The sequence below is a fragment of the Rhizobium sp. Leaf453 genome (assembly GCF_001425605.1).
GTDB lineage: Bacteria > Pseudomonadota > Alphaproteobacteria > Rhizobiales > Rhizobiaceae > Pararhizobium.
This window is the reverse complement of record NZ_LMRG01000027.1, coordinates 7,501-26,075: the sequence shown is the minus strand read 5'-3', so window position 1 is coordinate 26,075 and position 18,575 is coordinate 7,501. Positions and strand designations below refer to the sequence as shown.

The following is an 18,575-nucleotide window of genomic DNA, read 5'->3' as shown; positions in this document are numbered from 1 at the left end:
TCCGCGCTACTCTCAAACTCCGTCATCCTCGGGCCTGACCCGAGGATCTGCTGGTGTCGCACCTTGCTCGCAGTCGCGATCCCCGAAAAACCCATCACAAGCCGATACGCTGATGGATCCTCGGGTCAGGCCCGAGGATGACGGAGGGTGGGGCCAAGATCGGTGCTCCATCGAAAATGGTCGCACGGCAGTCCATCGCTCAACCGCCATATCGCTTCCTGCAAACCTCGCCTTCCATGTTGTCTCCCGACCCCGCACGCGATAAGTGTTTGTCCGTGCCGGGCATGATTCCGACACGATTTTGCCGCATGCGTCCCGGCATTCAGTTCACAGGAAGACAGATCGTGCGCTCCATCCTTTCGATGCTTCTCGTTGCGACAACGCTGCTGGTCTCCGGCCCGGCCTTGGCCGAGGTTCGCGTCATGCCGGAGGGGAACCATTATCAGGAGCAGCCGAATGTTCCCGGCGCTTCGGTGCGCCGTACCAAGGCGGGCAAGACGTCGTTCGATGCGAAATACCAGAAGGTGCGCAATCTTCTCGTCAACGACCGCAAGCTGATGAGCAAGATCAAGTCGACGGCGCGGGCCTACGGCATCGATCCGATCCACATGATCGGCGCCATCGTCGGCGAGCATACCTATAATGTCGATGCCTATGACCGGCTGCAGTCCTACTACGTCAAGGCGGCCGCCTATGCCGGCGACAGCTTCCGCTTCGGCTATGAGGACGAGACGGTGGCCCAGTTCGTGGCGCGCCCGGAATTTTCCAAATGCGCCGGCAAGAAGAGTTCCTATGCGTTGTGGAGCTGCCGCGAGAGCGTCTGGGACAGCCAGTTCCGCGGCAACAATGTCGGCGGCACCTCCTATCCCAACAACCGGTTCAGCGCCGTGTTCTTCCAGCCGTTTTTCGCCGGCCAGACATTCGGCCTCGGCCAGATCAATCCGCTGACGTCGCTGATGCTGACGGACATGGTCTCGCGCGTTTCCGGCTATGAGCGGCTGGATGAGAACGATGCGAGCGCCGTCTACAAGGCGATCATGGACCCCGATCAATCGCTCGCCTATATGGCGGCCTCGATTCGCCATTCCATTGATGCCTACAAGTCGATCGCCGGCGTCGATATTTCCAACAATCCGGGCATCACGGCGACCCTCTATAATGTCGGCAATCCCGACCAGCGCGCAGCTGCATTGAAGAACAAGGGTGGCTGGCCGGAAGAGAATTATTACGGCTGGCTGGTCAACGACAAGATCGACGACCTGCGGGGTCTGCTCTGAGGGCAGGCGGGGGCGACGTTCTTTCCCTTTAAAGCCCGCCTGTCCAGTCCTATGTTTTGAAAGGTGCCGCGCCTGACGGGGCCTTGAGGACAATGTCATGGACATGAGACCCGAACCCTTCGAGCCGCCGGCACCGGTCCCGAGACCCGTGCCGCCGTCGAGGCTGCAGATCATCCGCACGGCACTGCGCAATCCGCTCGAGCTCTGGGGCGAGCCGTCCTATACGCTGCCCTGGATCGACACCAGGTTCGTCACCCAGCGCACCCTGATCGTCAACGACCCCAATCTCATCCGTTACATTCTCGTCGAGAACGCCTCGAACTACGAAATGTCAAAGGTGCGCCGCCTCATCCTGCGGCCGATCCTGCGCGATGGCCTGCTGACGGCGGAGGGCGAGGTGTGGAAGCGGTCGCGCAAGGCGATGGCGCCGGTGTTCACGCCGCGCCATGCCCGTGGCTTCGCGGCGAAGATGCTGTCGAAGACGGAGGAATACGTCGCCCGTTATGAAGAAGCGGCGGCGACTGGTGCGGTGGTCAATATCGCCAACGACATGACCGAGCTGACCTATGAAATCCTGTCGGAAACCCTGTTTTCCGGCCAGATCGCGGCGGAAAGCGAAGGCTTCACCGAAAGCGTCGAACGGCTGCTGCATCGCATGGGCCGGGTCGATCCGATGGACGTGCTGCTGGCGCCGACCTGGGTGCCGCGCCTCACCCGCATCGGCGGCAGGAAGTTGATGGCGGAGTTCCAGGCGATCGTGGCGGAGACCATGGAGGAGCGCCGCCAGATCATCCGGAACGATCCGGATGCGGCACCGCAGGATTTCCTGACGCTTCTGTTGCAGCTGGAGCGGCCCGAGGGCCTGTCGACCGATGAAATCGCCGACAATATTCTGACTTTCATCGGTGCCGGCCACGAAACCACGGCCCGTGCGCTGGCCTGGACGCTCTATTGCGTCGCCAATTCCCCGCATGTCCGCGAACAGATGGAGGCGGAGATCGATGCGGTTCTGGCAAGCGGTGCCGACCCGGTCGATTGGCTCGATCTGATGCCACATGTGCGCGCTTCGTTCGAGGAGGCGATGCGGCTCTATCCGCCGGCGCCCTCGATCAACCGTGCCGCGATCAAGGCCGATGCCTGGACCTCGCCGGAGGGCGAGCGGGTGGAGATTCCCAAGGGCATCGCCGTCCTGATCATGCCCTGGACGCTGCACCGGCATGAACTCTACTGGGATCGTCCGCGCGCCTTCATGCCGGAGCGCTTCCTGCCGGAAAACCGCGACAAGCTGCACCGCTTCCAGTACCTGCCGTTCGGCGCCGGACCGCGCATCTGTATCGGCGCCACTTTCGCGCTGCAGGAGGCGGTGATCGCGCTCGGCGTGCTGATGAAACGCTTCCGCTTCGACATGACGCCACAGACGAATCCCTGGCCGGTGCAGCGGCTGACGACGCAGCCTAGGGGCGGGCTGCCGTTGAAGGTGTCGGCTCGCTGAAGGTTTTGCCCGGCGTTTCCGCCTGCACGCCCTTGATCGGCGAATCCGTCGGCACCGGCTGCTGCGTCTGCTTCTTCGGCTTCTTGATCGTCTTGATGGCGGCGCAGGTCGCGTCGCCGACGCCCTCGCAGGGCTTGTAGACGACGATCTCGCTACCGGCGCCATCATCCCAGACCGCCTGGATCGTCACCGTCTTGGCTTCGCCGGCCGGAAGCGAGATGTAGACATACTTGCTGGTATTGTCTTCCGGCAGGTTGAACGGGATCTGCGGATTGCATTCGCCGAGCGGAAAGCGCTGGTCGAGCTCGTCGGAATTGATCGAATAGCGAATCTCCGACAACCGGCAATGCATCGTCTGCAGCGCGGTGAAATAGATCAGCTGCTTGTCGTCGTAATTGCGAAACTGGATCCAGCCGGTCGTCTTGTTGGCGTCGAGCATCGCCTTGTAGATCGCCACATCGGGCAGGATCGGCTTGTATTCCTCTTCGTCCTCGGCTTCCTGCGCAAAGCCGGTCGTGACGAAAGCGAAGCTGCCCAGCAATGCGAGCCCCAGCAAAAGCAGATGTGAAAAGCGGATCATGCGATGGTCCCCTGTTGCCTGCGCCAAGTGTTTTGACCCATTCTGCGCAGCCCGAATGTCGATGTCGGCGAGGCGATGGCCTTTCGCTGGCAGATGTCATATCACCTCATCCATATCCTTTGAAGCCGGGTTTCCGGCGCTGCCTGAATGGACCTCTCGTGACTGAACATCTTCTTCTCGGTATCGACACCGGCGGAACCTACACCGATGCGGTTCTGTTCAGCGAAACGGCCGGGGTGGTCGCCAAGGCCAAGGCGCTGACGACGCGCCACGACCTTTCCGTCGGTATTGGCGGCGCGGTGGAGGCGGTTCTGGAACAGGCCAAGGTGCCGGTCTCGGCCATCGGCCTGGTCTCGCTCTCGACGACGCTGGCAACCAATGCGCTGGTGGAAGGGCAGGGCGGCCGCGCCGGTCTTGTGATGATCGGCTTTGGTCCGGAGGACCTGAAGCGCGACGGCCTGCAGGAGGCGTTGGGTTCCGATCCGGTGATCTTCCTCCCCGGCGGCCATAATGTCCATGGCGGCGAGACCCTGCTCGACATGACCGCGCTGGACGAAGCCCTGCCGCAGCTCTCCAGCCAGGTCTCGTCCTTTGCCATTGCCGGCTATTTCGCCGTTCGGAATCCGGCTCATGAGCAGCGGGTGCGCGACCGTATCCGCGAGGTCTCGCATCTGCCGGTCACCTGCAGCCACGAACTGTCCTCCAAGCTCGGCGGGCCGCGCCGCGCCCTGACGACGCTTCTGAATGCCCGTCTTGTCTCGATGATCGATCGGCTGATCAGCGCCTGCGAGGGCTTCCTCAAGGCGCGCGGCATCGACGTGCCGATGATGGTCGTGCGCGGTGATGGCGCGCTGATTTCCGCCGCCGAGGCGCGACTGCGACCGATCGAGACGATCCTCTCCGGCCCCGCCGCCAGTCTCGTCGGCGCACGCCACCTGACCGGCCTCGACAATGCCGTGGTGTCCGATATCGGCGGCACGACGACGGATGTGGCGGTACTGGATCAGGGCCGGCCAAGGCTCGATGGCGAAGGTGCGGTGGTCGGTGGTTTCCGTACCATGGTCGAGGCGGTCGCCATGCGTACCTTCGGTCTCGGCGGTGATTCGGAAGTGCGAATCAACGATCGCGGCCTGAAAGCGACGATCGATCTCGGCCCGCGCCGGTTCCTGCCGTTGAGCCTTGCCGCCGCGCAGCATCCGGATGCGGTGATCTCGGCGCTCGAACGACAGTTGCGCACCGCCCATGTTGGTCGTCACGATGGCCGCTTCGCTGTTCGCACCGGCCTTCCCGATCATCTGGCGAGCGGCCTGCAGCCGCAGGAACAGGCCCTTTACGAGCGGATCGGTGCCGTGCCGGTTGCATTGGAAAACCTCCTGGCCAGCACGCTGCAGAAGGCGACGCTGGACAGGTTGGTCGCGCGCGGCCTCGTGCATATCTGCGGGCTGACGCCATCGGATGCCATGCATGTGCTCGGCCGCCAGGGCCAGTGGAATGCCACGGCTGCCCGGCTCGGCGCCGAACTTGCCGCCCGCACCCGCGACGGGTCCGGCCGCCCGATCGCATCGACGCCCGAAGACCTGTCGGAGATGATCGTTGCCCGGCTGACGCGGCAATCGGCCGAAGTCATCCTGTCCTCGTGCTTGGCGGAAGACGACGCTTCGATCGATCCTGCCATTTCGGTCGCGGTCGATCGGGCGCTGAAGCGGGAAAAGGGCATCGTCAATTTTTCGCTGGCGCTCGATCGTCCGCTGGTGGGCTTGGGTGCTTCGGCACCTGTCTATTATCCGGCGATCGCCGAAATGCTCGGAGCCGAATCCCGTATTCCCGAAGAGGCCGGTGTGGCCAATGCGGTGGGTGCCGTGGTCGGCCAGATCAGGACATCGGTGATCGTTTTCGTCACGGTGCCGGAGGAAGGTATCTTCATCGTCAACGGCGCCGGGCCAAGCAGCCGGTTCACTGATGAAGAGAAAGCGTTCTCCTTCGCCCGCGAACGGGCGGAAACGGCGGCTCTCCAGTCGGCGCAGGCGAATGGCGCGGAGGAGCCGGTCGTGGTGATCCGCGAGGATGTCGATGCGCCCGAGATCGAAGGCAACAGAAAGCTGGTGGAAGCCCGCTTCACCGCCGTTGCCAGCGGCCGTCCACGCGTTGCCCACGATTGATCTTTTCTTTTTCGGAAATAATTCTTCGCATTATCGCTGCATTGACTGGGAGCGAATCCGTGAGAGACTGCGCGCCTCCCCACTTTAAGCGTTAATTCATGGAGTTGGTCATGGGCCGGATAGAAAAACACGGGTTGGCAATCGATGCGGACCTGCACGATTTCCTCGTTGCCGAGGCATTGCCGGGAACGGGCGTCGATGCCGACGGCTTTTTCGCCGCCTTCTCCGAGATCGTCCATGATCTGGCCCCGAAGAACCGCACCCTGCTTGCCAGGCGCGATGCGCTGCAGGAACAGCTGGATGCCTGGTACCGGCAGAACGGCGCACCGGTCGATATGGCCGTTTATGAAGCCCTCCTGCGCGAGATCGGTTATCTCCTGCCCGAAGGTCCGGATTTTTCCGTCTCCACCAGCCATGTCGATCCCGAGATCGCCGTCCTCGCCGGCCCGCAGCTCGTCGTTCCCGTCATGAATGCGCGTTATGCGCTGAATGCCGCCAATGCCCGCTGGGGGTCGCTCTACGACGCGCTCTACGGCACCGATGTCATCAGCGAGGAAGGCGGCGCGGAAAAGGGCAAGGCTTATAATCCGGTTCGTGGCGAGAAGGTAGTCGCCTGGGCCAAGGCCTTCCTTGACGAGGCCGCACCACTCGATGGCGCCCGTTGGGCCGATGTCACCGAGATCGAGGCCGGCGCGGCACTGCGCCTGACAGCCGGCGACCGGGCAGTTTCGCTGAAGCGGCCGGAGCAATATGCTGGTCATGCGGAACACGACGGCTGGCGCCATCTGCTGCTCAAGAACAACGGGCTCGGCATCGAGATCATCCTCAATCGCGACTGGGAGATCGGCAAGACCGATCCGGCCGGCATTGCCGGGGTCAATCTCGAGGCGGCCCTGACGACGATCATGGACTGCGAGGATTCGGTCGCCGCCGTCGATGCGCAGGACAAGATCCTCGTCTATCGCAATTGGCTCGGCCTGATGAAGGGCGATCTCAAGGAGACGTTCCGGAAAGGCAGCGAGACCGTCGAGCGCAAGCTCTACAGCGATTTTACCTATACGGCGCCGGATGGCTCGCCCTTCACGGTCAAGTGCCGCTCGCTGATGCTGGTTCGCAATGTCGGCCACCTGATGACCAATCCGGCCATCCTCGACCGTGATGGAAACGAGGTTCCGGAAGGCATCATGGATGCAATGATCACGGCCCTGATCGCGCTCTATGATATCGGCCCGAATGGCCGCCGGATGAATTCGCGCGAAGGCTCGATGTATGTCGTCAAGCCGAAGATGCATGGCCCGGACGAAGTCGCCTTCGCCTCGGAAATCTTCGGTCGCGTCGAGCAGGCGCTCGGCATGGCCCCGAATACGATGAAGATGGGCATCATGGACGAGGAGCGTCGCACGACGGTCAACCTCAAGGAATGCATCCGCGCCGCCAAGGAGCGGGTCGTCTTCATCAACACCGGCTTCCTCGATCGCACCGGCGACGAGATGCACACGTCGATGGAAGCGGGTCCGATGATTCGCAAGGGCGACATGAAGCAGGCGGCCTGGATCGGCGCTTATGAAAACTGGAATGTCGATATCGGTATAGCCTGCGGCCTGTCCGGCCATGCGCAGATCGGCAAGGGCATGTGGGCCATGCCGGACCTGATGGCGGCGATGCTGGAACAGAAGATAGCGCATCCGAAGGCCGGTGCCAATACCGCCTGGGTTCCCTCGCCGACGGCAGCGACCCTGCATGCCACCCATTATCACAAGGTCGATGTCGCTGCGGTCCAGTCCGGGTTGAAGAGCCGCGCGCGGGCAAAGCTCTCCGATATCCTGTCCGTCCCGGTCGCCTCGCGGCCGAACTGGACGCCGGAGGAAATCCAGCGCGAGCTCGACAACAATGCCCAAGGCATTCTCGGCTATGTCGTCCGCTGGATCGACCAGGGCGTCGGCTGCTCCAAGGTTCCCGACATCAACAATGTCGGCCTGATGGAAGACCGCGCCACGCTGCGCATCTCCGCCCAGCACATGGCCAACTGGCTGCACCACAAGGTCGTCACCGAAGCACAGATCGTCGAAACGATGAAGCGCATGGCAGCGGTCGTTGACGGACAGAACGCGGGTGATTCGGCCTACACGCCGATGGCCGGCAATTTCGACGGCTCCATCGCCTTCCAGGCCGCACTCGAACTGGTCCTCAAGGGACGCGAACAGCCGAACGGCTACACCGAACCGGTCTTGCATCGCCGCCGGCTGGAACTGAAGGCGAGCCAGGCGGCATAGGCGAATCAACGTTAGACGGTTGCGTTACTTGCACTTCCCTTCTCCCCGCGTGCGGGGAGAAGGTGCCCGAAGGGCGGATGAGGGGCTTCACCTTTGCGAAGGAGAGCTTTGCCCCTCACCCTAGCCCTCTCCCCGCAGGCGGGGAGAGGGGACGACGGAGCTTGCCGCCGGAGAGAAGATTCCACACCCGCAACGACGCCGTGAGCAACTGTATTCTTCACAAAAAATCATCCCCGCTCATCCCCGCCAAGAATATCCACCCCATACTGATGACGCCTCCATCGCCGGAGTGTTTCGCGAGACGGTCGCGGGCAGGTGGGAGCTGGTGCCTGTAGCGGCGGCCGTAACGTGCGGTCTTCGATGCAGGGGATGGTGTCCGAAGCGGGTAACCGCTTTAAAAATGTCTCCCCCGCTGCTTCCAGGCCGCGGTTTGGTCGAGCCATGCAAGTCCGGGCGCAAATGCCGGGATGCAGCGAGACAGGATCGCCATTCGTAGGGGCCGGAAGCCCCGAGACAAGCCAAAGGCCACGCGGAAGCGAAGCCACACTAACTTTAACTTGAGAGGTTTCGCTTTCGCGTGCGCTCTCCATGCTCTTTGAAAAACGCAGGCTGTGATCCGTCGTGTGGATGCGAACCCGTACGTATTGCCGAATCAAAAATCCCCGGACAAGCCGGGGATCTGAAAGTCTCTGCAACAAAGCGCAGCTCTTACTGCTGAACGATGACCATGGTGTTCTTGCCCGGACGGACGCGGGCGTAGAGATCGATGATGTCCTGGTTGATCATGCGGATGCAGCCCGAAGAGGCAGCCGTGCCGATCGAGGACCACTCCGGCGATCCGTGGATGCGGAACAGCGTGTCCTTGCCTTCATTGTTGAAGAGGTACATGGCGCGTGCGCCGAGCGGGTTGCGCAGGCCGGGACCCATGCCGTTTTCGACATATTGCGCGACGTCAGGCTTGCGAACAGCCATTTCCTTCGGCGGATGCCAGGTCGGCCATTCCTGCTTCCATGCGACATAGGCGCGGCCTTCCCATGCAAAGCCAGCCTTGCCGACGCCGATGCCGTAGCGAACGGCCTTGCCGCGCGGCAGCACGAAATAGAGGAAGCGATTCGGCGTGTTGACGACGATCGTGCCCGGCTTCTCGTCCGTCGCGTAATCGACGATCTGGCGATGGAAGCGCTCGTTGACCTTGTTGATCGGGATCGCCGGCAGCGCATATCCGTGATCTTCGACCGGGCCATAACCGTCTGAGAAGATTTGGTTCGTTGCGACTTTTTCACCGACGGGAGTGATCGGCGTCGTGGAGCAACCGGACACGGCGAGGGTGGCCGCGAGGCTGCACAGCAGGACTGCATTGCGGAAGCGCATGGGTGTCTCTTAAAAGGAAGTTAAGAATATCTGGGTCGTCTCGACCATCAGTGATTATGGTTTATTTTCGATTAATATCCCGATTGCAAGTGAATGCGGTGCAGCATTTCATCCGGACAGATCGAATTCCCCACGGAGTGTTTTTTTGCAACAAAAGCCCGGTTATGCCAGACTTTAATGCATGGCGATTCTCTCTATCCACAACGACAGTCCCCTGATCGACGGGCGTCAGTCGCAGCGCGCGCTGATGGTGCGTCGCGGGGTGCAGCGATTCTTGCATGAAATGCGCCATGCGGTGCTGCCGGAACTGACCCTGGCCAGCGGACGGCGGGCGGATCTGATCTCGATTTCCCCCAAGGGCGAGATCTGGATCGTCGAGATCAAGACCTCGATCGAGGATTTTCGGGTCGATCGCAAATGGCCGGACTACCGGATGCATTCCGACCGGCTGTTCTTTGCGACGCACAATGGCGTGCCGCTCGATATCTTCCCGGAGGAATGCGGGCTGTTGTTGTCGGATGGCTACGATGCGGAAATGGTCCGCGATGCGCCGGAACACCGGCTGGCCGCGCCGACACGCAAATCGGTCTCGCTGAATTTCGCCCGTGTTGCGGCACAACGCCTGATGCTGGCCGAATGGTCCGCCGATCGCGCCGGCGACACCAGCCCACGCATGCAGGAGATCGTCTCGGGCTCGCTCGACGGCGACGTTTAGCCAGTGATCCTTACTTAGGCGCGCGTTTCGCCAGGATGCGCTGCAGCGTACGGCGATGCATGTTCAGCCGGCGCGCGGTCTCGGAAACGTTGCGCTCGCACATTTCATAGACACGCTGGATATGTTCCCAGCGGACACGATCGGCTGACATCGGATTTTCCGGCGGTTCGGCGCGCTCTCCGGCGCGCTGGACGAGGGCGGCGAAAATGTCGTCGGCATCGGCCGGCTTGGCGAGATAGTCGACAGCGCCCAGTTTCACCGCGTTGACGGCGGTGGCGATATTGCCATAACCGGTCAGCATGATGATGCGGGTATCGTCGCGCCGGGCGCGGATCGCCTCGATCACATCGAGACCGCTGCCGTCACCGAGTCTGAGATCGACAACGGCATATTTCGGCGGCCGGGTCTTGGCCTTGGCGATGCCCTCGGCGACCGATTCGGCGATATCGACGGAAAAGCCGCGCGTTTCCATGGCGCGGGCCAGGCGACGCAGGAAGGGCGCATCATCATCCACGATCAGAAGCGTGGTGTCCTGACCGATCAAAGCGGCATCGGATTCGCTGAGTTTGTCCGTCATGTCGTCATCCTTGAATGCAGTCGTCCTGCTGATTCTATGTAGCGTCGCTTATTCGCGGTTCCAAACGCCGTAAAGTCATTTTCCGAGCTTAACATCCATCAGAATGCGCGGCCATTCGACGCTGACGCGCGCACCGGGCCGTTCTGGACCTCCATTTTCGAAGGTCAGCTTGGCGCCCGAACGCTCCAGCAGCGTCTTGGCGATGAAAAGGCCAAGGCCGAGGCCGCCGGCGCTGTCATCCTTCTGCCGCTTGGTCACATAGGGCTCGCCGATACGGCTCAGGATGTCGGGCGCATAGCCGTCACCATCGTCCTCGATTGTCACCGAGACGATCTCCGCCGTGTGGTTGACGGTGACCGTCACTTCCTTCTTGGCATAATCGACCGCGTTTTCCAGAAGGTTGCCCAGCCCATAGAGGATGCCGGCATTGCGGGCGCCGACCGGCTCGGTGGCGCGGTTGCCCTTTTCGACCAGTTTGATCTGGATGCCGAATTCGCGATGCGGCGCCATCACCTCCTCGATCAGCGAGGACAGCGGCAGATGGCGCATATGCGCTTCGTCCTCCGAGGACAGCGTTGTCAGCCGGCGAAGGATGTCACGGCAACGTTCGCTCTGACTGCGCAGGAGGTGGACGTCCTCGCCGAATCGCGGGTCGTTGCCGAGTTCACGCTCCATTTCCTTGGCCACGACGCTGATGGTCGCGAGCGGTGTGCCGAGTTCGTGTGCGGCGGCGGCGGCAAGGCCATCGAGCTGCGACAGGTGCTTTTCCCGTTGCAGCACCAGTTCGGTTGCTGCCAGCGCTTCCGACAGCTCGCTGGCTTCCAGCGAGACACGGTAGGTATAGAAGGCGGCAAAGACCGTAGTCGAGACGATGGCGAACCAGAAGCCGGCGGTCAGGACCGACGGCACCATCAGCACCACACCCGGATACCAGGGCAGCGGAAAGGGCGAGAAGGCGAGTGCTGTCACGCCGACCAGCGCAAGGCTGGCGAGCGCGATGCTGTGCCATTTGGGCTGTGAGGTCGAGGAAATGATCACCGGCACGCAGACGAGCGGCGCGAAGGGATTGGATAGACCGCCGGTGATGAACAGCAAGGCTGTCAGTTGGGCAAGATCAATGCCGAGCAGCGCGAAGGCGGCTGGCGGCTGCAGCCGGTGCGTCGGCGGATAGCGGATGGTGAGATAGGCATTCACCCAGGCGAGAAACGCGATCAGCGAGCAGCAGGCAATCAGCGGCAGCGGGAACCTGAGCCAGAAGGCGACGATGACCACCGCGATCGATTGTCCGCCGACCGCGAGCCAGCGCAGGCGGACAATGGTTTGCAGGCGCAGGACCCGGCTTGTGGTCGAATCGTCTGCCTCGAGTGCTGCCGTTGTCATCCGGGTTCCTGTCATGGTGCGCATTATCCTGTCATGTACCACGCGGTTTCGCCCGTGTCGTCGGAGCGGCATTGGCCGGATCTTCAGGCCAGGGATGACGCGGATAACGGCCGCGCATGTCGGCGCGCACGTCCTTCCAGGAGCCGGCCCAAAAACCCGGCAGGTCGCGTGTTGTCTGGATCGGCTTGTGGCCGGGGGATATCAGTTCCAGCAGCAGTGGCAGGCGCCCGCCGCCGATGGCCGGATGCGTCTTCAGCCCGAACAGTTCCTGCACGCGGATCGAAAGCAACGGCTCGTCGCCATCGTAGTGGATCGGGTGCCGCTGGCCGGTCGGTGCCTCGAAATGCGTCGGTGCGAGGCGAGCAAGATCACGCGAGACCTCCTGCGGCACCAGCGCCTGCAGGCCTTCGGACAGGGTGCCGGAATGGATGTCGTCGATGCCGCGCGCCTCGCCCTGGAACGGAATGAACCACTCATCCATGCGAGACAGCAGCGCGTCATCTGACATATCCGGCCAGGGCTCGCCGATCGTGCGGTGGAGAAAGCCGATCCGGTCGCGCAGCTGCGCCGCTTCCTTCGAGAAGGGGAGCACGGCAAGACCGAGCTGGCGCACGCCTTCGGCCAGCGCCCTTGCGGCTGGCTCGCCCTTCGGCTTGGGCAGCGGTGACTCTTCGAAGACGATGGCGCCGAGCCGGGTTACCCGCCGGGCACGCACCTGCCGGCTCGGCCGGTCGAAGAAGGTCTGGTCTTCGCGTACGATCGCCTGCGGCATATCCGCCTCGACATCGGAGCGGGAAATTTCGGTTGCCGCGAGAATGCGCTGGCCACCGGCGCGTCCGGTGAGATCGGCAATAACAATCATCGCACTGCCCGCCAGCCGTTCGGTGTCCGGCAATTCCGCACCGCGGCCGTTGGCCATGACGAATCGACCGCGTCCGCCCCGTTGCAGCGCAATCCGATCCGGAAAGGCTTGCATCAGCAGAACGCCCGGCTGCACGGGATCGCCGGATTGTTTTCCGGCGCTCAGGGATTTCGCCATGCGCCGGGCAAGACCACGGGAGGCTTCAGCCCGATCGCCGCGCTCCGTCTTGAAGCGGCGAAGCCGATCCTCGAGATCGATGCTGTTTCCGCCCAATCCCTGTTCGGTCAGCAGAACGGCGAGAAGGCAGGCTTCCTCCGCCTGGCCATCCCCGGCCGCGGATACGGCCATTGCGGCAAGGCGGGGCGGCAAGGCCAGTTGCCTGATCTGCTTGCCGCGCGCCGTCAACGCTCCGCTCGCATCGAGCGCCCCGAGCTGGACCAGAAGCGCCTTTGCCTCCTGCCAGGTCGTAGTTGGCGGCGGATCCAGAAAGGCAAGACCGGAGGGGTCGGTGACGCCCCAATGGGCGAGATCGAGCACCAGCCCGGAGAGATCGCTTGCGAGGATCTGCGGTGGCGTGAAGGCCGGAAGGGCTGCCGTCTGGCCCTGATGCCACAGCCGGATCGCGATGCCCAGCTCCGTTCGCCCGGCACGCCCCGCCCGCTGGTCAGCCGATGCGCGCGAAACCCGCACGGTCTCGAGCCGGGTAATGCCGGTCGATGCCTCGAAGGCCGGTAAGCGCTGCAAGCCGCTGTCGATGACGATGCGCACGCCGTCGATGGTGATCGAGGTTTCGGCGATGGAGGTCGCCAGCACGATCTTGCGGGTGCCGACTGCAGCCGGACGGATCGCCGCGTCCTGCTCCTTCTGGCTCAAGTTGCCGAACAGCGGCGTGACGATGGTTTCCGGCCCGAACCGGCCCTCCAGTCGCTCGGCGGTGCGGGCGATTTCGGCCTGTCCCGGCAGAAAAGCGAGGATCGAGCCCGTTTCCGTCCGGTGCGCCTCGACGATCGCGCGGGTCACTGCATCCTCGATCCGTTCGGTAGGCGGTCGTTCCTGATAGCGCACATCCACCGGAAAGCTGCGGCCAAGACTTTCAATGACGGGGGCATTGCCCAGCAACTGCTGGACACGGCCGACATCCAGCGTCGCCGACATGACGATCAGTTTCAGGTCGTCGCGCAACGCCTGCTGCACATCCAGCGCCAGCGCCAGCCCGAAATCCGCATCGAGCGAACGTTCGTGAAATTCGTCGAACAGCACGGCGGCCACGCCGGGCAGTTCCGGATCGTCCAGCAGCATGCGGGCAAAGACGCCCTCGGTCACCACTTCGATCCGCGTTCTGGCCGATATCCGGCTATCGAGGCGCATCCGATAGCCGACGGTTTCCCCAACGGTTTCGTCGAGCAGGCTCGCCATGCGGCCCGCGACGGCGCGAGCAGCCAGCCGGCGCGGCTCGAGCAGGATGACCCGCCCATCGCCGCGCCAGTCCTGGCTCAGGAGAAACAAAGGCACCAGGGTCGTCTTGCCGGCGCCGGGCGGTGCAGACAGGACCACGGCCGGTGATTTCGCCAGGGCTTCGCCGAGCGCAGGCAGGATGGCGCGCACCGGCAGGTCGGGCAGGGTCTCGATCGTACTCACGGTTCGCTCCCGATGGTGATCGTTTGACCGCCAGCGGCAAGCGCATCCGATCGATCATGGGTAACCAGCACGACCGGCAGCTTCAACGCCTTTGTCCGCGTGAAAACCAGATCGCGAATTTGTTGCCGGAGATCGGCGTCCAGCTTTGAAAAGGGTTCGTCGAGCAGCAGGAGGCGCGGTGCTGACAGCAAGGTCCGCTGCAGCGCCACGCGAGCCTTCTGACCACCCGAAAGCGTCGCCGGGTCCCGGTCGAAGAAATCGCCGAGCTCGATTTCGACGAGGGCCTGTTCGACCAGACGACGCCGCTCGCTCGCACCGCGAATGGTCGATGACAGGCCGAACATGAGATTGTCGCCCACCGAGAGATGCGGAAACAGCAGGGCATCCTGAAACAGCATGCCAGCCCCGCGCTTTTCGGCGGAAATCTCGGTCAGATCTCTGCCGTCAATCAGAATCTCCCCGCTGGCGGCAAAGGCAGGATCAAGAAAGCCGCCGAGATAGGAAAGCAGGGCCGACTTACCGGAGCCGGACCGCCCCATGACAGCAAGAATTTCGCCCGGGCGAACGGTTGCCGACAGACTAAGCAGGGGCTTGCCGGCGAGGCTGATCGCTATCTGCCTGAGCTGCAGGCCGTCTGTCTTGCCGTCCGGGTTCATTCAAATCCTCATTACGCGCCGGTGGCGGAATAGCAAGCGCGGCACCAGCGACGCAATCAGAAATCCGATGAAAGGCAACAGCGCCTGCAGCAATGCATAGACGCTGATGACCCGCCGGTCGCCGCCCGAGGACAGGGCGACGGCCTCGGTGGTGATGGTGGTGATCCGCCCGGCGCCGATCAAGAGCGTCGGCAGATAGAGCCCGATGGAAACCGCAAAGCCGATCGCGAAGGCCGTCAGCCAGGCGCGCGTCAGCATCGGCAGGCGAATACGCAGCAGGATCCGCCACGGACCGGCCCCGAGTGCGGCGGCCATCTGCTCGTAACGTGTGTCAAGCGCCTGCCAGGGCGCCGACAGCGAAAGAAAGACATAGGGCAGCACGAAGATCAGATGGACGAACAGCAGCAACGGAAAGGAGGCTTGCAGCCCGAGGATTAGACCGAAAATCTGGATACCGAACAGGAAACAGATCTGCGGAACGATCAGCGGCATATAGAGAACAAGCTGAAAGGCGCGACGACCCTGAAACCGATTCTGCCAGAGAAGGCCGATCACCAGCAGGACGGCGATTGCGCCCGCGCCGGCTGAAAGGGCAAGCGTCATCAGGATCGGAGTCGCAATCTGCGGCAAGGCGCGAATCCAGGGGAGCAAGGTCAGGCTTTGGGGGAGTGCGGCCGGAAACGGCCAGAGACCGGCAATCGACCACAGCAACAGAACCAGCAGACCCGAAAAGACGGTTGCCGCCGACAGCGCCATGCCGGCGCAGGCACTCCAGCGAACCAGGCGGTCGTCGGTCCCGCGACGTCCGGATTTCGACATGGACCGGAGAAGGACGCTGCCCGCCGCCTCGGCGATCCGCCACAAGACCATTGCCGCAACCGTCACGCCGAGTTGCAGCACAGCGCCGGCCGACGCCAGAAACCGCATGCCGAGATCGCTGTCCGTCATCCAGTCGGCGATGCGCACCGAAAGCGGTGCCGGCAGGCTCGGCCCGAGAATGACGGCGACATCAACCACCGACGTCGCATAGGCGATCACCGCGAAGACCGGCAGGCGGATTTGCCGGTAAACGAGCGGCCAGATTCCGACGAGAAAGCCGCGAACGCGGCCATATCCGAGGCTCGCCACCAGCTGCCGCGTCTGGGCAAGCGGCACCTGCGGCAGGGCCGCCAGCGTCACCAGGAAGAGAAACGGCATTTCCTTGGCGATGAGACCCGCCATCATCGTCAATCCGAAGGCATCCTGCGGGATGAGCCAGTCGGGTGGGCTCGTAAACCCGCTCAGCCCCGGCGAAACGAGCCGCAGCAGCAGGCCGGACGGCGCGACGAGAAAGGCAAGCCCGAATGCGGCGGCCGCATGTGGGACGGACAGAAGCGGCGACACCAGATGCTGGATGCGCGAGAATGTCCGCGTTCCCGCATAACCGGCGGTGAACAACATCACCAGAACCAATGATACCGCCGTCGTCACCAGCCCGGTCGTAAGACTGATCAGCGCGGAACGCAGAAGATGCGGTTCGGTGAGCAGCATGCGGAACGGTTCGACAGTCAGGTGATTGCCGCCGAGCGCAGGCAGGTAGCCGAAAGCCGGAGCAATCGTGCCGATTAGTCCCAACAAGACCGGAAGGCCGATGCAGACGAGAACGATATCGGAGAGCGCGGAACGTCTCATCCTGTGAGCATCTTTCCGCAGCCGAACCTGCTCAGTTTGCCGCCCCATACCGCTTGATCCATTCCGCCTCGATCCGGGTCATCCAGTCCGGATGCGGTTCGGGCAAGGCGGGACCGAGCCTGTCGGGCGACAGCGTCGCGACGCCCAGATCGAGCGCCTGGAACGCCGCCCTGTCCGCGTCCGGAAGCGCGGCCATGTCCAGAACCGTCGGATCGCCCCAGATTTTCGGATCCTGTTTGCGAAGCTGGGCTTCCGGCGACAGCAGGAAATTGGCCAGAACCAGTGCGCCGGCCTTGGCCTTGGCATTGTAGGGAATGGCCACGAAATGCGTATTCCCCAGCGTGCCGCCGGAAAAGACGAAGGACCGGACCGTATTCGGCAGTTCCCCGGCGGCGATCCCTGCCGACGCTTCTGCGGGGTTGAAGGCGAAGATGATGTCGAGTTCGCCATCGGCGAGCTTCTGCTTCATGTCCGGATAGTTTTGCGGAAAAGCCTTGCCCTTGCGCCAGAGCAGAGGATTGAGCTGATCGAGATAGGCAAACAGCGGTGCCGTATCCTGGGCGAATGTCGTTTCGTCGACCGGCTTCTGCAGCTTCGCCTTGTCGGCGATCGTCTCGCTCAGCACCTGCTTCAGGAACGTCGTGCCCATGAAATCCGGTGGCTGCGGATAGGAAAATTTCCCTGGATGTGCCTTTGCCCAGGAGAGAAGACCGGACGTCGAATCCGGCAGCTCGTTCTTCGGCGTTCGGGTTTCGTCATGAAAGAACACCAGCTTGGCCGCACCCCACGGGCTTTCCAGCCCCTCGGTCGGAATGGTGAAATCGGTGGTGATCGTCGGCTGGTTGCGGATGTCGGCAAGTGGCCAGTTTGGCAACTTCGTCGCCCAGCCTGGCGAAAACAGCAGGTCTTGCCGTTTCATAGCGGCGAAATTCTCGCCGTTGATCCAGATGAGGTCGACCGAGCCGTCCTTGTCGCGGCCGGCGGTTTTCTCGGCCAGCACTGTCGAGACCGCCTTGGCTGTGTCGTCGAGCTTGACCTGGACGACGGTGACCCCGAATCGCGCCTTCACTTCGTCGCCTGCCCAGCGGATATAGGCGTTGATGTTTTCCGATCCGCCCCAGGCATTGAAATAGACGGTTTGCCCGCGCGCTTCAGTCAGCACCTCATCCCACCTGGCTGCATCCGTGGCGCCCGCGATGCTTATATTGGAAAGCCCGGCCAAAGCGACGAGTGACGCTGCCGCCAGAAGGCGCCGGATTGACGTGACCATGATGCCTCCACCCGTGTCGAAAGACCCTCAGCCTAAGCCGGGGCACTGATCCGTCAACGGGGTACGCTGTCCGGTTTCATCACGATGCGGTGACAGCCGGCGCTTTCCCGACGCCGGCCTCATTGTACGAGACCTAGCCGCGCAAGGTCTCGAAGGCGAGGATCGCGCCGGCGAGATCTTCCAGTGCCGCGCCGACCGATTTGAACAGGGTGATTTCATCGGCGTGGCTGCGGCCCGCATGCCGGCCGCTTGCCAGTTCGGCCAGATCCGCCTGCAGGTCGCTCGCCTTGATCACGCCTGCCTTCAGCGGCTGAACGAGGTCGCCGCCCTCGCTGAGCGCTCCCTCGCGGGTATCGACGAACAATGTTGCGCGCTCGACCGCCCGGTCGTCGGATTCGCGCATGCTCGGCTTGAAGGCGCCGACGAGATCGAGATGCGCGCCGTCCTTCAGCCACTCACCCCGGATCAGCGGCTCGGACGACAGGGTAGCGCACGAAATGATATCGGCTTCGCGGGCAGCGGCCTCGATATCATCAGCGACGGAAACCGTGACGCCGGGAATCCTGATCTCGCTGGCGGTCGCTGCCGCCTTGCGCGGATCGCGCGCCCAGATCGACACCTCCTTGATGGGGCGAATGGATGCATGCGCCTCGA

The 18,575-nt window shown here is 63.0% G+C and carries 14 protein-coding genes (1 of these 14 running past the window's edge); 5 read left to right on the top strand and 9 right to left on the bottom strand.

Features of this window, described 5'->3' with window-relative positions:
- Positions 1-344 precede the first annotated feature (344 nt).
- Positions 345-1,277, top strand: coding sequence for a DUF1402 family protein (locus tag ASG68_RS23420; protein WP_062585908.1), 933 nt, complete (start codon positions 345-347; stop codon positions 1,275-1,277).
- A 97-nt stretch (positions 1,278-1,374) separates the two neighbouring features.
- The gene (locus ASG68_RS23415; RefSeq protein WP_062585905.1) at positions 1,375-2,769 is read left to right on the top strand and encodes a cytochrome P450; all 1,395 of its coding nucleotides are present in this window, start codon (positions 1,375-1,377) and stop codon (positions 2,767-2,769) included.
- Here the strand turns inward: ASG68_RS23415 and ASG68_RS23410 are convergent.
- The gene (locus ASG68_RS23410) at positions 2,732-3,349 is read right to left on the bottom strand and encodes a hypothetical protein (protein ID WP_062585903.1); all 618 of its coding nucleotides are present in this window, start codon (positions 3,347-3,349) and stop codon (positions 2,732-2,734) included. The genes ASG68_RS23415 and ASG68_RS23410 overlap by 38 nt on opposite strands.
- Before the next feature lie 158 nt (positions 3,350-3,507).
- On the opposite strand from ASG68_RS23410, the gene ASG68_RS23405 reads away from it, so the two are divergent.
- Both ASG68_RS23405 and ASG68_RS23400 read left to right on the top strand, forming a co-directional pair.
- On the top strand, positions 3,508-5,508 hold the full coding sequence (locus tag ASG68_RS23405; protein WP_062586489.1) for a hydantoinase/oxoprolinase N-terminal domain-containing protein: 2,001 nt from the start codon (positions 3,508-3,510) through the stop codon (positions 5,506-5,508).
- 98 nt (positions 5,509-5,606) lie between these two features.
- The gene (locus tag ASG68_RS23400) at positions 5,607-7,781 is read left to right on the top strand and encodes a malate synthase G (protein ID WP_413814040.1); all 2,175 of its coding nucleotides are present in this window, start codon (positions 5,607-5,609) and stop codon (positions 7,779-7,781) included.
- A gap of 708 nt (positions 7,782-8,489) precedes the next feature.
- On the opposite strand, the gene ASG68_RS23395 is transcribed toward ASG68_RS23400, so the two are convergent.
- Complete coding sequence (locus ASG68_RS23395) at positions 8,490-9,152, bottom strand: L,D-transpeptidase (RefSeq protein WP_062585901.1); 663 nt, start codon at positions 9,150-9,152, stop codon at positions 8,490-8,492.
- A gap of 181 nt (positions 9,153-9,333) precedes the next feature.
- Between ASG68_RS23395 and ASG68_RS23390 the strand changes: the two genes are divergently transcribed.
- Positions 9,334-9,867 carry an MmcB family DNA repair protein gene (locus ASG68_RS23390; RefSeq protein WP_062585899.1) on the top strand — a complete coding sequence of 178 codons (534 nt, stop codon included), beginning with the start codon at positions 9,334-9,336 and terminating at the stop codon, positions 9,865-9,867.
- Positions 9,868-9,877: 10 nt separating this feature from the next.
- On the opposite strand, the gene ASG68_RS23385 is transcribed toward ASG68_RS23390, so the two are convergent.
- From ASG68_RS23385 to ASG68_RS23355, 7 genes are all read right to left on the bottom strand, one after another.
- Positions 9,878-10,444 carry an ActR/PrrA/RegA family redox response regulator transcription factor gene (locus ASG68_RS23385; protein ID WP_062585897.1) on the bottom strand — a complete coding sequence of 189 codons (567 nt, stop codon included), beginning with the start codon at positions 10,442-10,444 and terminating at the stop codon, positions 9,878-9,880.
- 75 nt (positions 10,445-10,519) lie between these two features.
- Complete coding sequence (locus ASG68_RS23380) at positions 10,520-11,824, bottom strand: ActS/PrrB/RegB family redox-sensitive histidine kinase (protein WP_162243525.1); 1,305 nt, start codon at positions 11,822-11,824, stop codon at positions 10,520-10,522.
- A 31-nt stretch (positions 11,825-11,855) separates the two neighbouring features.
- A complete protein-coding gene (gene hrpB, locus ASG68_RS23375; protein WP_062586485.1) occupies positions 11,856-14,315 on the bottom strand; it encodes an ATP-dependent helicase HrpB in 2,460 nt (819 codons plus the stop codon).
- A gap of 5 nt (positions 14,316-14,320) precedes the next feature.
- A complete protein-coding gene (locus ASG68_RS23370) occupies positions 14,321-14,980 on the bottom strand; it encodes an ATP-binding cassette domain-containing protein (protein WP_062585893.1) in 660 nt (219 codons plus the stop codon).
- A complete protein-coding gene (locus ASG68_RS23365) occupies positions 14,981-16,651 on the bottom strand; it encodes an ABC transporter permease (RefSeq protein ID WP_156373589.1) in 1,671 nt (556 codons plus the stop codon).
- A gap of 31 nt (positions 16,652-16,682) precedes the next feature.
- Positions 16,683-17,921, bottom strand: coding sequence for an ABC transporter substrate-binding protein (locus tag ASG68_RS23360; protein WP_062585889.1), 1,239 nt, complete (start codon positions 17,919-17,921; stop codon positions 16,683-16,685).
- Between the two features lie 133 nt (positions 17,922-18,054).
- Positions 18,055-18,575 carry the 3' portion of an ornithine cyclodeaminase family protein gene (locus tag ASG68_RS23355; RefSeq protein WP_062586482.1) on the bottom strand. Its footprint extends 421 nt past the window's final position, so only the last 521 of its 942 coding nucleotides appear in the window; its start codon lies off the right edge, out of view; the stop codon is at positions 18,055-18,057.